The organism is Streptomyces sp. CNT372 (genome assembly GCF_000377145.1).
Genome location: NZ_KB897779.1, coordinates 52576 through 66292, shown reverse-complemented (window position 1 = coordinate 66292; position 13717 = coordinate 52576). Strand labels below are relative to the sequence as shown.

13 protein-coding genes are annotated in these 13717 nt (G+C 74.8%); 6 read left to right on the top strand and 7 right to left on the bottom strand.

What is annotated here, in order from left to right; translation table 11 throughout:
- Nucleotides 1–85: 85 nt before the first annotated feature.
- From C593_RS0108240 to C593_RS0108220, 5 genes are all read right to left on the bottom strand, one after another.
- Nucleotides 86–472, bottom strand: a complete 387-nt coding sequence (locus C593_RS0108240; protein WP_018846822.1) for a roadblock/LC7 domain-containing protein — start codon at nt 470–472, stop codon at nt 86–88.
- 79 nt (nt 473–551) lie between these two features.
- On the bottom strand, nt 552–1343 hold the full coding sequence (locus C593_RS0108235) for a hypothetical protein (RefSeq protein WP_018846821.1): 792 nt from the start codon (nt 1341–1343) through the stop codon (nt 552–554).
- A complete protein-coding gene (locus tag C593_RS0108230) occupies nt 1340–1837 on the bottom strand; it encodes a hypothetical protein (RefSeq protein ID WP_026277485.1) in 498 nt (165 codons plus the stop codon). Before C593_RS0108230 ends, C593_RS0108235 begins: the two co-directional genes overlap by 4 nt.
- A gap of 413 nt (nt 1838–2250) precedes the next feature.
- Nucleotides 2251–2715, bottom strand: coding sequence for an SRPBCC family protein (locus C593_RS0108225; protein WP_018846819.1), 465 nt, complete (start codon nt 2713–2715; stop codon nt 2251–2253).
- Between the two features lie 68 nt (nt 2716–2783).
- Nucleotides 2784–4097, bottom strand: coding sequence for a hypothetical protein (locus C593_RS0108220; RefSeq protein WP_018846818.1), 1314 nt, complete (start codon nt 4095–4097; stop codon nt 2784–2786).
- Nucleotides 4098–4236: 139 nt separating this feature from the next.
- Between C593_RS0108220 and hutU the strand changes: the two genes are divergently transcribed.
- The 4 genes from hutU (at nt 4237) to hutI (ending at nt 9737) form a co-directional block, all read left to right on the top strand.
- Entirely contained in the window at nt 4237–5940 is a 1704-nt protein-coding gene (gene hutU / locus C593_RS29085) for a urocanate hydratase (RefSeq protein WP_037745159.1), read from the top strand.
- Between the two features lie 17 nt (nt 5941–5957).
- On the top strand, nt 5958–7148 hold the full coding sequence (locus C593_RS0108210) for an allantoate amidohydrolase (RefSeq protein ID WP_026277484.1): 1191 nt from the start codon (nt 5958–5960) through the stop codon (nt 7146–7148).
- Nucleotides 7139–8476 carry a formimidoylglutamate deiminase gene (locus tag C593_RS0108205; protein WP_018846815.1) on the top strand — a complete coding sequence of 446 codons (1338 nt, stop codon included), beginning with the start codon at nt 7139–7141 and terminating at the stop codon, nt 8474–8476. The genes C593_RS0108210 and C593_RS0108205 overlap by 10 nt, the downstream gene beginning before the upstream one ends.
- 85 nt (nt 8477–8561) lie before the next feature.
- Nucleotides 8562–9737, top strand: a complete 1176-nt coding sequence (hutI, locus tag C593_RS0108200; protein WP_018846814.1) for an imidazolonepropionase — start codon at nt 8562–8564, stop codon at nt 9735–9737.
- 469 nt (nt 9738–10206) lie between these two features.
- On the opposite strand, the gene C593_RS0108195 is transcribed toward hutI, so the two are convergent.
- A complete protein-coding gene (locus C593_RS0108195) occupies nt 10207–11106 on the bottom strand; it encodes an NmrA family NAD(P)-binding protein (protein ID WP_018846813.1) in 900 nt (299 codons plus the stop codon).
- Nucleotides 11107–11345: 239 nt separating this feature from the next.
- Entirely contained in the window at nt 11346–12296 is a 951-nt protein-coding gene (locus C593_RS0108190) for an RNA polymerase sigma factor SigF (RefSeq protein ID WP_018846812.1), read from the bottom strand.
- Between the two features lie 282 nt (nt 12297–12578).
- Here C593_RS0108190 and C593_RS0108185 point away from each other — a divergent pair, with 282 nt between their 5' ends.
- Complete coding sequence (locus C593_RS0108185; protein ID WP_018846811.1) at nt 12579–12947, top strand: STAS domain-containing protein; 369 nt, start codon at nt 12579–12581, stop codon at nt 12945–12947.
- 182 nt (nt 12948–13129) lie between these two features.
- Entirely contained in the window at nt 13130–13633 is a 504-nt protein-coding gene (locus tag C593_RS0108180) for an ATP-binding protein (protein WP_018846810.1), read from the top strand.
- Nucleotides 13634–13717 lie beyond the last annotated feature (84 nt).

The following is a 13717-nucleotide window of genomic DNA, read 5'->3' as shown; positions in this document are numbered from 1 at the left end:
GTGGTGCAGGCGGTGCCGGTGGTAGAGGCGGTACCGGTGGTACGGGTGGGTTCGAGGGCGTCCCCGACGGTGTGGTGGCCATGGGTCAGGCGTCCTGGGTCCGTTCGAGGGCGCCGTCGACCAGGTCTCCGATGCGGGCTCCGGCGCGGCGCGCCTCCAGATGGAGCCGGCCGACGTTGATCCGCGGTTCGGCCAGCACGGTCAGCACGGCCGAGGAACCGGCCGAGTACGTCGCGACGTAGCCGGTCTCGCCGCGGACGAGCAGCTCCTTGAAGCCGCCCTGACCGGTCGCCTCGGTCAGGCGCAGGGCGACCCCGAGCGCGGCGGCGGTGAGCGCCGCCACGTGCTCCGCCTCGGGGCTGTCCGTCGCCAGCACCAGTCCGTCGGCGCTGGCCGCGAGCGCCCCGGTGAGCTGGGGCAGCCGGGCCCGCAACCGTCTGATCTCGCCGAGCACTTCGGCCTCGGCCGTCATGAGCAGTCTCCTCTCGGCGCGCAGCCGCAGCGCACGCCTCATGACGGATCGCGCCGGGCCCGGTGGGTCGGGCGGTGGTTCACAGGGTTGCCTCCAGTGCGTCGCGGAGCCGGCGTAACAGGGCGATGTCCGGGTCGTCGGAGACCCGGGGAATCCAGTCCGGGAGCCGCACGGGGGCCTGGGCGAGCGGGTCCGGCGGGGTCTCGACGAGCCCGGCGGCGGCCATCCGCCGTACCTCGACCAGGGTGTTGAACGCGGGGCGGCCCAGGGTCCGCGCGATGGCTGCCGGGGTCCGGACGCCGTCCGCGAGGTCCAGCAGGGCGCGCTGGCGCGGGGACGCCCCCGGGCCGGCGGGGGCGGGCCGCAGGGGGGCGGTGTCCACTTCCGGGTAGGGCCACACGGAGTCCAGCAGACCGCGGCGCCGCAGCGCCTCGCGGGCGACGTCCGCCGCCGGTACGGGCCGGATGCTGCCGATCCAGTGCCACACCCCGTACCGGAACCGGGTCGGTCCGCTGGTCGGCGCCAGGGCGAAGAAGGCCGCGTCGTGGAGGGCGGCCAGATGGCAGATCTCCAGCTCCCCGTCGGCGAGTTGGCCGCTGTCGACGAGGAAGCGGGCCACCTCCCGGCGGGCGCCCGCCTCGGCCACGGCCTCCTGCCAGCCCTCGGCCGGCAGCCGCCCGCTCGCCGTGAGCAGGACGTCGAGTCCGGGCGCGGCCGGGCTCTCGGCGTGCACCACCTGTCCGTCGACCAGGTAGAGGGCGCCGTGGTCGCGGACGAGGGCGCCGGTGGCGCGTTCCGAGGCGAGCCGGTCGAGCATCGGGGAGACCGCGCTCGCGGCGGTGGCGGGGGCGGTGACGGTGGCCGGGCTCATCCGAGCACCAGCCGCTCGGCGATCTCGGCCATCCGGAGTCTGGCCAGGGCCAGGTTCCCGGTGTCCCGGTCGAGCCACAGATGGAGGAAGACACTGCTGTCGAAGGTCGTCTCCACGAACCTGAGTACGTGGTAGCCGGTGCGGGTGGTGACGATCAGGTCCTCGACGGGGAGCCCCTTGGCGCCCTCGTCCGCGCCGCCCCCGCCGGGTGGCGTGCCGGCCGGCCGGAAGCCGCTCGGGACCTGGCCGAGGCCGCGCGGTCCGCCGGGGGCGCCGAAGGCCCGTCCGCCGTCCGGTCCGTCGGGGGCGAAGGACGGGAACTCCGCCGCCATGCGCGCCAGTTCGGCCGTCTCGGCGGCTGTCGCCTCGGCGTCGCCGCCGGGGCTCTCGCCGACCGCGCCGAGGGCGAGACCGCTGGTCCAGTCCACGATGGCCGCACCCCGCGCTCCGGGCACCACCATGGCCTGGAGCAGACACTCGTCGATTCCGGGCACGTGGAACTCCCCTCCCGCCTCGGTACGCTGCGCACGGATGCGCACCGGTGACGGAGAGGTTACGCAACGTGGCTTCGTCCGTGGGGAGTTCTGGCATTTTCCAACGGAAGTTGCCCGGGGTCGGTAGGCTTCCCGGCCAAAAACCGCCGGGCGCCCGGCCGGCGGGGTGCCCGGGGCCCTCGGCCCTCCGGCCGCAGCCGCATGAACAGCCTGTTCACGTCCTGCAGGACAACGCAAAGGGCGATCAGCGCCCCGGCGCGGACATGGACGGATCACCGGCAGACCGCTGAGCTCGACGAGGGCCGGCACGGCGTCGGTCTTCACGGCGCGGCGCCGGTCTTCACGGGGCGGCGCCGGCGGTCTTCGACGCCCCGGCGGAGCCGGGAGGAGGCGGTCTGCCGGCAGGGGGCCGGTCAGCGGCTGCGGGTCTCCACCACCCGTGCGACGTCGTCCAGGTCCTGGAGCAGCGCCTTGCGCACTCCGCGCGCGGCGATCGGACCCAGCACTCGTGCGGCGAGCCCCCGCACCCCGCCCGGCAGGACGGCGGAGAAGGTCAGGCGCACGGTCGTCGTCTCCGGCCCGGAGGTCAGCAGGCGGAACTCCGAGACGTAGTGCGTGCCGTGCGACTCGGCCTCCACCACATAGCGCTCGGGCGGCTCGCTGGCCGTCACCCACATCTCCTCGGTGGCCTCCTTGCCCATCATCCGCCGGGTCTCCCGCCACCGGGTGCCGACGTCGAAGCCGCCGGGGGTGAGCACCTCGATCCGTTCCACGCCGGTGAGGGTGTCCTCCCAGCCGCTCAGGTCGGTCAGCGCCTCCCACACGGGCCCGGGGGGTGCCTGGATCAGCCGCTCGACGACGACGGTGCTGGTAGTCATGGATCCATGGAACCACCGGGGTGCGACAGCCGCCCCCGGTCCGCCCCCGGCCCCGCCGGGGCCGGTGCTCAGCCCAGGAGGGCGTCGCGGTGCGCCGCCCCCGCCTCCGCCGCGATCGACGCCCGGGACTGGGCCTCGCGGACGGTCCGGAAGGCGATCCCCTCCGGCCCGGCGGTCCAGCCGTGCACGGCCACCCGGGGCAGGCTGTTGTAGCCGTAGTGGCTGGCGAAGTAGTACGCGCCGGTGTCCAGGGCGGCGACCACGTCCCCCTGCTCCAGCGGCGGCAGGGCCCGCCGCTCGGCGATCAGGTCGCCCGCGAAGCAGGCCGGCCCGGCCACGTCCTGCTCGACCGGCGTTCCGGTGCGCGGCAGGCCCCGGGCGTCGTACGCGAGGAGCCGCAGCGGCCAGGACACCGGGTCGTAGACGGTGCGGGTGGCGACCTGGACCCCGGCGTGGGTGACCGCGATCGGGCGGCCGCCGGAGGTCTTGGCGTACTCGACCCGGGCGAGGACGAGGCCGTGCTTGGCGACCAGGGACCGGCCGAACTCGGTCACGATGCCGTAGCTCCCGTCGAACAGCCCGGGGACCTCCTCGGCGAGGCGCCGGGCGTACTCCCGGTGGGTGGGGGTGTGCTCGTCGGAGGCGAAGTTGACCGGCAGGCCGCCGCCGATGTCGAGGGTGTCGATCCGCCGGTGCCCGGCAGCGGCGTTGATCTCCTCGGCGAGGGCGTGCACGGCGCGGACCCCGTCCGCCATGCGGGTCAGGGACATGCCCTGGGAGCCGGAGTGGATGTGCAGCCGGGTCACCCACGGCCGGTCCAGGACGGCGCGGACGAGGGCGGCCCGGGCTCCCGGGTCGCCGAGCGCGAAACCGAACTTGGAGGTCGCGGTGGCCGTCGACAGGGCACCGATCGAGCCGCCCCCGACCTGGGGGTTGACCCGCAGTCCGATCGGCGAGACGGAGGGGGCCGCGGCCAGCAGGGCGTCCAGCCGGGCGAGTTCCTGCGCGTTGTCGGCGTTGACGGCGACGCCCAGGGCCAGGGCCTCGCGCAGTTCGGCGGTCGTCTTGGCGGGTGAGTCCAGCACGATCCGCTCCGGCGGCAGCCCGGCGGCCCGGGCCAGCTCCAGTTCACCGGGGCTCGCGACCTCCGCGCCGATGCCCTCGGCGGCCAGCAGGGCCAGCACCGGGACGAGCGGGGACGCCTTGACGGCGAAGGCGTGCAGCACGGGCGCGTCGGTGACGGCGGCGAACGCCTCCCGCAGCCCGGCCGCCGAGGCACGCACCCCGGCCACGTCGATGAGGGCGGTCACCGGCTGCTCGTCGCTGAGCAGTCCCTGTTCCACGGCGGCGCGGACGGCCCGGTCCCGGAGCTCTGGAGTCATGCCCGCCAGCCAATCATCCGGCCCCGGGGCCCGCAGGGGCGCCCGGGTGGTTGACTAGAACTATTCAGCTGGTCAGGATGTGAATATCCAGTTGAACACGCAGCCGTCGAGTCACGACGCGTTCCGAGGAGGCACCGCCATGTCAGGACCCCGCCCCGTACGGGCCCCGCGCGGTACGGACCTGAGCGCCCTGGGGTGGCAGCAGGAAGCCGCCCTGCGCATGCTCCAGAACAACCTCGACCCCGAGGTCGCCGAGCACCCGGACAAGCTCGTCGTCTACGGCGGCACCGGCAGGGCGGCCCGTGACTGGCGCTCCTTCGACGCGATGGTGCGCACCCTGCGCACGCTGAAGCAGGACGAGACGATGCTCGTCCAGTCCGGCCGGCCGGTCGGCGTGATGCAGACCCACGAGTGGGCCCCGCGCGTCCTGATCGCCAACTCCAACCTGGTCGGCGACTGGGCGAACTGGGAGGAGTTCCGGCGCCTGGAGCAGCTCGGACTCACCATGTACGGCCAGATGACGGCCGGCTCCTGGATCTACATCGGGACCCAGGGCATCCTCCAGGGCACCTACGAGACCTTCGCCGCCGTCGCCGCCAGGAAGTTCGGCGGCACCCTCGCGGGGACCATCACCCTCACCGCCGGGCTCGGCGGCATGGGCGGCGCCCAGCCCCTCGCCGTCACCATGAACGACGGCGTCGCGATCTGCATCGACTGCGACCCGCGCGCCATCGAGCGCCGGATCGAACACCGCTACCTCGATGTGCGGGCCGACTCCCTCGAAGAGGCCCTGCGCCTGGCGGTCGAGGCCCGGGACGCCCGCCGCCCGCTCTCCATCGGCCTGCTGGGCAACGCGGCCGAGCTGCTGCCCCGGATGCTCGCCGAGGGCGCGCCGGTCGACATCGTCACCGACCAGACCAGCGCCCACGACCCCCTCGCCTACCTCCCCCTCGGCATGGACTTCGACGAGATGGCGGACGCGGCCGCCAAGGACCCGGCGGGCTTCACCGGCCGCGCCCGCCAGTCCATGGCCCGCCATGTCGAGGCCATGGTCGGCTTCATGGACGCGGGGGCCGAGGTCTTCGACTACGGCAACTCCATCCGGGGCGAGGCGCGACTCGCGGGCTACGAGCGGGCCTTCGCCTTCCCCGGTTTCGTCCCCGCCTACATCCGGCCGCTGTTCTGCGAGGGGAAGGGCCCGTTCCGCTGGGCCGCCCTCTCCGGCGACCCGGCCGACATCGCGAAGACCGACAGGGCGATCCTCGACCTCTTCCCGGAGAACGAGTCCCTCGCCCGCTGGATCAGGATGGCCGGCGAGCGGGTCCACTTCCAGGGCCTGCCCGCCCGGATCTGCTGGCTCGGCTACGGTGAGCGCGACAAGGCCGGCGAACGCTTCAACGACATGGTCGCGAGCGGCGAACTGGCCGCCCCGCTGGCCATCGGCCGCGACCACCTGGACTGCGGCTCGGTCGCCTCCCCGTACCGCGAGACCGAGGCCATGCTCGACGGCTCCGACGCCATCGCCGACTGGCCGCTCCTCAACGCCATGGTCAACGTCGCCTCCGGCGCCTCCTGGGTCTCCCTCCACCACGGCGGGGGCGTCGGCATGGGCCGCTCGATCCACGCCGGGCAGGTCACCGTCGCCGACGGCACCGCGCTCGCCGGGGAGAAGATCCGCCGGGTCCTCACCAACGACCCGGGCATGGGCGTCATCCGCCATGTGGACGCGGGCTACGACATCGCCGAGACCGTCGCGGCGGACAAGGGCGTCCGGGTGCCCATGCGCGAGGCTGGCGCCGACGGCTCCGGGAACGCCGTTGCCGCCGGGGGCGAGGGCGCGTGAGCACCTCCTTCCACGGCATGTGGGCGGACCTCGCCCCCCTCGGCCGCCACCCGGAGTCCGGCGGCTACCGCCGCTACGCCTGGACCGGCGCGGACGCCGAGTGCCGCGCCTGGTTCCGGGCCGAGGCCGAGTCCCGGGGCCTGGCCGTGGAGACCGACCGCAACGGCAACCAGTGGGCCTGGCTGGGCGACCCGGCCGCCGGGGACGCCGTGGTCACCGGCTCCCACCTGGACTCGGTGCCGGACGGCGGCGCCTTCGACGGCCCCCTCGGAGTCGTCTCGGCCTTCGCCGCCCTCGACGAACTCCGCCACCGGGGTGCCCGGTTCACGCGACCGTTCGGCATCGTCAACTTCGGCGACGAGGAGGGCGCCCGGTTCGGGCTCGCCTGTGTCGGCTCCCGGCTCGCCGCCGGGCAGCTCACCCGGGAGGCCGCGTACGAGCTGCGCGACGCGGAGGGGATCAGCCTGCCCCGGGCGATGGAGACCGCCGGGTACGACCCGTCAGCCATCGGCGCCGACCCCGAACGCCTGGGCCGCATCGGCGCGTTCGTGGAACTCCACGTCGAGCAGGGCCGGGCGCTGGACCTGAGCGGTGACGCCGTCGGCATCGCCAGTGCCATCTGGCCGCACGGCCGCTGGCGCTTCGACTTCCGGGGCGAGGCCAACCACGCCGGCACCACCCGCCTGGTGGACCGGCGGGACCCGATGCTCACCTACGCGGAGACCGTCCTCGCCGCCCGCCGCGAGGCCGAACTCGCCGGCGCGGTCGCCACCTTCGGCAAGGTGGCGGTCGAACCCAACGGCGTGAACGCGATCCCGTCCCTGGTGCGCGGCTGGCTGGACTCCCGCGCCCCCGACCAGGCCGCGCTGGACACCGTGGTCGCCGGCGTGGAGCGCGCCGCCCGGGAGCGGGCCGAGCGGGACGGGGTGGAGCTGGCCGTGGTCCGCGAGTCGTTCACCCCCGTCATCGAGTTCGGGCACGCCCTCCGCGACGAGCTGGACAAGCTGCTCGGCGGCGCGGTGCCGGTCCTCGGCACGGGCGCGGGACACGACGCCGGAATCCTCTCCGGCACCGTCCCGACCGCCATGCTGTTCGTGCGCAACCCCACCGGCGTCTCCCACTCCCCGGCCGAGCACGCCCGGGAGGACGACTGCGTGGCCGGGGTCCGCGCACTCGCCGACGTACTGGAGGGCATGGCGTGCAGGTGACCACGTACTGGCTGGAGCACGCCTGGCTCGGCGACCACGTCGAGCCGGGCGTCGCCCTGGAGGTCTCCGGCGGCCGGATCACCGCCGTGCGCACCGGAGCCACGACGCCCCCGCCCGGCGCGGCGGTGCTGCGCGGGCTGACGCTCCCCGGGCTCGCCAACGCGCACTCGCACGCCTTCCACCGGGCCCTGCGCGGCACGGTCCAGGTCGGCAGCGGCACCTTCTGGACCTGGCGCGAGGTCATGTACCAGGTCGCGTCCCGGCTCACCCCGGACAGCTACTTCGCCCTCGCGCGGGCGGTGTACGCGGAAATGGCCCTCGCCGGGATCACGGCCGTCGGCGAGTTCCACTACGTCCACCACGCGCCCGGCGGCACCCGCTACGCCGACCCCAACGCCATGGGGGAGGCGCTGATCGCGGCCGCCGCCGAGGCGGGCGTCCGGATCACCCTGCTGGACACCGCGTACCTCTCCTCCGGTTTCGGCGCGGCCCCCGACCGGCACCAGCTCCGCTTCTCCGACGGCACCGCCGAGGCGTGGGCCGAGCGGGTCTCCCTGCTCAAGGGGAACGAGCACGTCCGGATCGGCGCGGCCATCCACTCCGTGCGGGCCGTCCCCGCCGACCAGCTCACCACCGTCGCCGAGTGGGCCGCCGAGCGGGGCGCGCCCCTGCACGTCCACCTCTCCGAGCAGACCGCCGAGAACGACGCCTGCCTCGCCGCCCACGGCCGCACCCCGGCCGCCGTCCTCGCCGACCACGGCGTCCTCGGGCCGCGCACCACCGGCGTCCACAACACCCACCTCACGGACGCGGACATCGCCCTGATCGGCGGCTCCGGCACCGGCACCTGCATGTGCCCGACCACCGAACGCGACCTCGCCGACGGCATCGGCCCCGCCCCCGCGCTGCACGCCGCCGGGTCGCCGCTCTCCCTGGGCAGCGACAGCCACGCGGTGATCGACCTCTTCGAGGAGGCCCGCGCGATGGAGCTGAACGAGCGGCTGCGCAGCCGCACCCGGGGCCACTGGACGGCCGCCGCGCTGCTCCGGGCGGCCTCCGAGGACGGGCACGCGGCCCTCGGGCGGGCCGACGCGGGTCTGCTGGAGCCGGGGAAGCTCGCCGACTTCACCACCGTCGCGCTGGACTCCGTGCGCACCGCCGGGCCGGTGTCGCGCCTGGGCGCCGAGACCGCGGTCTTCGCGGCGACCGCCGCCGATGTGCGGGAGGTGGTGGTGGGCGGCGAGCGGATCGTCCGTGACGGCGTCCACACCCGTGTCCCGGACGCGGCCCGCGCGCTCGCCGGGGCGGTGGCCGCGCTGCGGTCGTGACGCGCCGTCCGCCGTCCGCCGTCCGCCGTCCGCACGCCGTACGCCGTACGCCGTCGGCCGTCCCGAACCCACCCCGGAAGGACCCATGACCACCACCCTCGTCACCGGCATCCGCAGCCTCGTCACCAACGACCCGGCCCTCGGCGACGGCAGCCCGCTCGGCCTGATCGAGGACGCGGCCCTCGTCGTCGACCCGTCCGGCCACATCGCCTGGACCGGACCGGCGGCCGCGGCCCCGGACGCCGACGTCCGCCACGACGCGGGCGGGCGGGCCTGCGTCCCCGGCTTCGTCGACTCCCACTCCCACCTGGTCTTCGCCGGGGACCGGACCGCCGAGTTCAACGCGCGGATGTCCGGGCGGGCGTACTCGGCGGGCGGTATCCGCACCACCGTCGCGGCCACCCGCGCCGCGAGCGACGACGCGCTGGAGGCCAACCTCGTCCACCACCTCACCGAGGCGCTGCGCCAGGGCACGACCACCTTCGAGACCAAGTCCGGCTACGGGCTGACCACCGAGGACGAGGCCCGCGCCCTGCGCATCGCCGCCCGGCACACCGAGGAGGTCACCTACCTCGGCGCGCACATCGTCCCGCCGGACTTCGCGGACGACCCGGCGGGCTATGTCGCCCTGGTCACCGGCGAGATGCTGGACGCCTGCGCCCCGTACGCGCGCTGGGTGGACGTCTTCTGCGAGAAGGGCGCGTTCGACGGGGACCAGGCGCGGGCGGTGCTCACCGCGGGCAAGGCGAAGGGCCTGGTCCCGCGGGTGCACGCCAACCAGCTCTCGTACGGCCCGGGGGTGCAGCTCGCCGTCGAGCTGGACGCCGCCTCCGCCGACCACTGCACCCATCTGACCGACGCGGACGTGGACGCCCTCGCCCACAGCTCCACGGTCGCCACGCTGCTGCCGGGCGCGGAGTTCTCCACCCGCGCCGAGTGGCCCGACGCGCGCCGGCTGCTGGACGCGGGCGCGACGGTCGCCCTCTCCACGGACTGCAACCCGGGCTCGTCGTACACCTCGTCGATGGCCTTCTGCATCGCCCTGGCGGTACGGGACATGGGCATGACCCCCGACGAGGCCCTGTGGTCCGCGACGGCGGGCGGCGCGGCGGCCCTGCGCCGCACCGACATCGGCCGCCTCTCCCCGGGCGCCCGCGCCGACTTCACCCTCCTCGCCGCCCCGAGCCACGTCCACCTCGCCTACCGTCCGGGCGTCCCCCTCACCTCCGAGGTCTGGCGCGAGGGCCGCCGGGCCGCCTGACGGCGGCGCGCGCCTTGGGGGCGGTCCCGTGAGGCCCGCCCTGTCCTGGTCCCGCCGCCGCGCGGGCGGGTGCGCCCGGCCCGTTCCTGGCCGTGTGCGGTGGGCGTGCCCGGGGCCGGTGGCCCCCGGCCACACCGGTCCGGTTGCGGCCGGCGTTCCGGGGTCTGTGCCCCGACCGGAGCCGGCGTGCTCCAGGTCGTCCGCTGCGGGGTGACCACCGCGCGCGGTTTGCTCGGCGGGTGGCCCCGGCCTTCGCCGTTCGTCCGGGCGAGCCGGGACGGCGCCTGCTCGACCGGTGCCCGCCGGGCCGAGCCCGCCCCGGCTGCCACTGCCCGCAGGGCGGTCGGCGGCGCGCTCAGGGGCTCGGGTCCCGGTCCCGCCGCCGCGCGGCGGGTGCGCCCGGCTCGTTCCGGGCCGTGTGCAGGGGCCCGGTCCCCATGGGTCCGTCCGCGACGGGTGCGCCCGGCCCTCAGCCCAGAAGGTGGGCCACGCTGCGTGGGTGGGAGGTCAGATAGGTGTGCAGGGACTGGGCGGGGTGGCCCGTGAGACGGGGGACCGTGTCGGAGACGAGGGCCATCTCGCCTGCCGCGATGGCCTCGTAGGAGGACACCCAGCCGGTGACCTCCCAGTCCTGCGCGCCGTAGCCGGCGCGTGAGGCGTACGCCTCCTCGCGGGACTCGGGGAGGTAGCGGATCGTGCGGCCGGTCACGCGGCTGAGTTCGGCCGCCGCCTCAGCGAGGGAGAAGGCCGTCGGGCCGGTCAGGTCGTACACCGCCCGTTCGTGCGCGCCGTGGTCGTCGAGGAGGACGGCCGTCGCCGCGTCCGCGATGTCGTCGTGCGCCACGGCGGCGACCCGTCCCCGGCCGGCCGGGCCGCGCAGGACCCCGTCCGCGCCCGTCATCGCCGGGATCGCGGCCAGGTAGAGGTTGTCCCGCAGGAAGGTGCGCCGCAGGCCCGTCGACCGGATGTACTGCTCGGTGTGGAAGTGGTCGCGCGCGAAGGTGAACGTGGCGTCCGGGGCCGCGCCCGTGAACGAGACGTACACGATCCGCTCCACACCCGCCGCGACCGCCGCGTCCACCGCCGTGCGGTGCTCCGCGGCCCGGTCGCGGGACTCGCGCGCCGAGACCAGGAAGAGCGTCGTCACGCCGTCCAGGGCCCGCCGCATCGCCTCGCCGTCGCCGTAGGCCGCGGGCGGGGCCGCGACCGCGCCCGGCAGTTCGGGCAGCCGGGCCGGGTCCCGGCCCAGCAGCCGGACCGCGGCGCCCGCCGCGGCGAGCCGGCGGGCCACCCGCCCGCCGAGGCGGCCGCCGGCTCCGGTGACTGCGATGACGGGTGGCGCGGCCGGCACGGCGGACATGGCGGACATGACGGGTCCTCTCGGGTGGGCGGCGGGGTCGGCGGGGAGAGCGGGGCCCAGTCTCTCCCGGGTGCGCGCCCGGTACGGCCGCAGACATGCGCAGGGCCCGTTCCGGCGTGGAACGGGCCCTTGCGGGTGCCTTCCCGGGCGGCGCCGCCCGGTCCGGCCGCGGCGCGGTTCACCGGCGCGCACGAGTCACGAGCCGTGCCCGGCTCACCGGCGCGCACGAGTCACGGGCCGTGCCCGGCTCACTGCTCGGCGGTCAGCCCCTTGCGCAGCTTCACCAGCGTCCGCGTCAGCAGACGCGAGACGTGCATCTGCGAGATGCCCAGCTCCTCGCCGATCTCGGACTGCGTCATATTGGCCACGAAGCGCAGGGACAGGATCGTGCGGTCGCGCGGTGCCAGGCTCGCGATCATCGGCTTCAGGGACTCGATGTACTCGATCCCCTCGATGCCGTGGTCCTCGTAGCCGATGCGGTCGGCCAGCGTGCTCTCGCCCTCGTCGTCCTCGGGCTGCGCGTCCAGCGAGCTGGCGGTGTACGCGTTGCTCGCGGCCATGCCCTCCAGGACCTCGTCCCGGGGGATGCCGAGGTGCCCGGCCAGCTCGTCGACGGTCGGAGCGCGGTCCAGCCGCTGGGCGAGCTCGTCGCCCGCCTTGGCGAGGTCCAGACGCAGCTCCTGGAGCCGGCGCGGCACCCGCACCGACCAGGAGGTGTCCCGGAAGAAGCGCTTGATCTCGCCGATGATGGTCGGCATCGCGAAGGTCGGGAACTCGACGCCCCGGCTGAGCTCGAAGCGGTCGATCGCCTTGATGAGGCCGATCGTGCCGACCTGGACGATGTCCTCCATCGGCTCGCTGCGGGTCCGGAACCGGGACGCGGCGAACTTGACCAGGGCGAGGTTCAGCTCGATCAGGGTGCCGCGTACGTACGCGTGCTCGTGGGTGCCCTCTTCCAGGGTGGCGAGCCGGTCGAAGAGCGTCCGGGACAGGGCCCGCGCGTCGACCGCGCTGAGCTCGCCGGCCGCCGGGATCTCGGGCAGGCCTTCCAGGCCCTTCAGACCCTCGGGGGCCGGGTCCGCCTCGGCGGCGGCCTCCGTGCCGGCGTGGTGGCGCGGGCCCGGGACGGTTTCGTGGATTGCCGACGGCGCGGTGGGGGTACGCGGTTCGTCGAGCCGGGGTGACATGGTGTCCTCCATCGTTCTCGGCGTATGGCTGCCGATGCCGTGCATGCTGCTGCGGTGAGCGGCGCCTCCAAGGCCGGCCGTGTCGGTTGGTGTCTTTACTAGCCCTATCGGTTCGGCGGGACCGATCGCAAGTGGCTAATGTCCGGTATGTGCGTATTGTTGGCTGGTTCGACTACCCGTGGGACCGGCAAAGGCGTAATGTTCGGCGGGTGTCGTTCCCTTGCCCGCCGCGAGGGATGTGACATGTGGCATGACGGTGGATGAGCAGCGACGACACGGCGAAGAGGGACGGGCATGGACCGCGAGACGGTCGGCAGCGTGAACCGGGGCCGACTTCAGGTCGAGGTTCGGACCGAGGGGCGCAGCGAGATTGTGCGGCCGGCGGGTGAGTTGGATCACCACACGGCCGAGCTGCTGCGTGTCCCCTTGGACGAGGCGATCGACCGGGGCCGGGTACGGCTGGTGGTCGACTGCTCCGCGCTCGAGTTCTGCGACTCCACCGGGCTCAATGTCCTGCTGGGGGCCCGGCTCCGTGCCGAGGCCGGCGGAGGAGGGATCCATCTGGCCGGGATGCAGCCCGTGGTGGCGAGGGTCTTCGAGATCACCGGAGCGGACGCGGTCTTCACCGTGCACGACTCCCTGGAAGCGGCCCTGGCCGACTGAACCGGCCCTCCCGCCTGTTGCACGTCTCACGCGGGCAACGGCGACCTCGTGGGTGTTGTCCCGATTCGACCGGGCAGGAGAACCCCACGGCACGCACGACGTCCGGGAGCCACCCGCGCGCCACCGTGCGTACTCAAGCAATGTGAACTGGTGAACCGGTGAATCGGTGAGGTGAAGCGCTGATGAGCACCACCCGGCAGCAGCCGCCGGGCGACCTCGGCCCCGAGCCGGGGGGCGCGGGCGCGGCACCCGCCGTATCCGCCCCGGCAGCGGCGGGCGGCACGACGCGCCGCCTCACGCTGCGCAACGCGAGCGGCATCGTCCCGATGGCCCGCGACTTCACCCGGCAGGCCCTGTACGACTGGGGCTGGCTGCCTGCCGCCACCGCCGACCGCCGGGCCGCCGCGGAGGACGTCCTGCTGGTCGTCTCCGAGCTGGTGACCAACGCCTGCCTGCACGCCGAGGGCCCGGAAGAACTCCGCGTCGCCACCGACGGCAAGGTCCTCCGCCTGGAGGTCACCGACGACGGCACCGGCCAGCCCGCACCCCGCACCCCCCACCGCGCGGGCCGTCCGGGCGGCCACGGCATGTTCATCGTCCAGCGCCTCTGCCTCGACTGGGGCGTCCTGCGCGCCCCGGACTCCCCGGGCAAGACGGTCTGGGCCGAACTGGCGGCCCCCGCCTAGTTCTTGACGCAGTCGCAGTCGCAGTCGCAGACGCAGGAGCAGACGCGCACGCGTACCCGTACACGGCGAAGGCCGCCGCACCTT

Coding starts and splice junctions, on each gene's coding strand:
- hutU (WP_037745159.1), top strand. CDS start 4,237: ATGTCAGGACCCCGCCCCGTACGGGCCCCGCGCGGTACGGACCTGAGC.
- C593_RS0108225 (WP_018846819.1), bottom strand. CDS start 2,715: ATGACTACCAGCACCGTCGTCGTCGAGCGGCTGATCCAGGCACCCCCC.
- C593_RS0108195 (WP_018846813.1), bottom strand. CDS start 11,106: ATGTCCGCCATGTCCGCCGTGCCGGCCGCGCCACCCGTCATCGCAGTC.
- C593_RS0108240 (WP_018846822.1), bottom strand. CDS start 472: ATGACGGCCGAGGCCGAAGTGCTCGGCGAGATCAGACGGTTGCGGGCC.
- C593_RS0108180 (WP_018846810.1), top strand. CDS start 13,130: ATGAGCACCACCCGGCAGCAGCCGCCGGGCGACCTCGGCCCCGAGCCG.
- C593_RS0108220 (WP_018846818.1), bottom strand. CDS start 4,097: ATGACTCCAGAGCTCCGGGACCGGGCCGTCCGCGCCGCCGTGGAACAG.
- C593_RS0108190 (WP_018846812.1), bottom strand. CDS start 12,296: ATGGAGGACACCATGTCACCCCGGCTCGACGAACCGCGTACCCCCACC.
- C593_RS0108210 (WP_026277484.1), top strand. CDS start 5,958: ATGTGGGCGGACCTCGCCCCCCTCGGCCGCCACCCGGAGTCCGGCGGC.
- C593_RS0108235 (WP_018846821.1), bottom strand. CDS start 1,343: ATGAGCCCGGCCACCGTCACCGCCCCCGCCACCGCCGCGAGCGCGGTC.
- C593_RS0108185 (WP_018846811.1), top strand. CDS start 12,579: ATGGACCGCGAGACGGTCGGCAGCGTGAACCGGGGCCGACTTCAGGTC.
- hutI (WP_018846814.1), top strand. CDS start 8,562: ATGACCACCACCCTCGTCACCGGCATCCGCAGCCTCGTCACCAACGAC.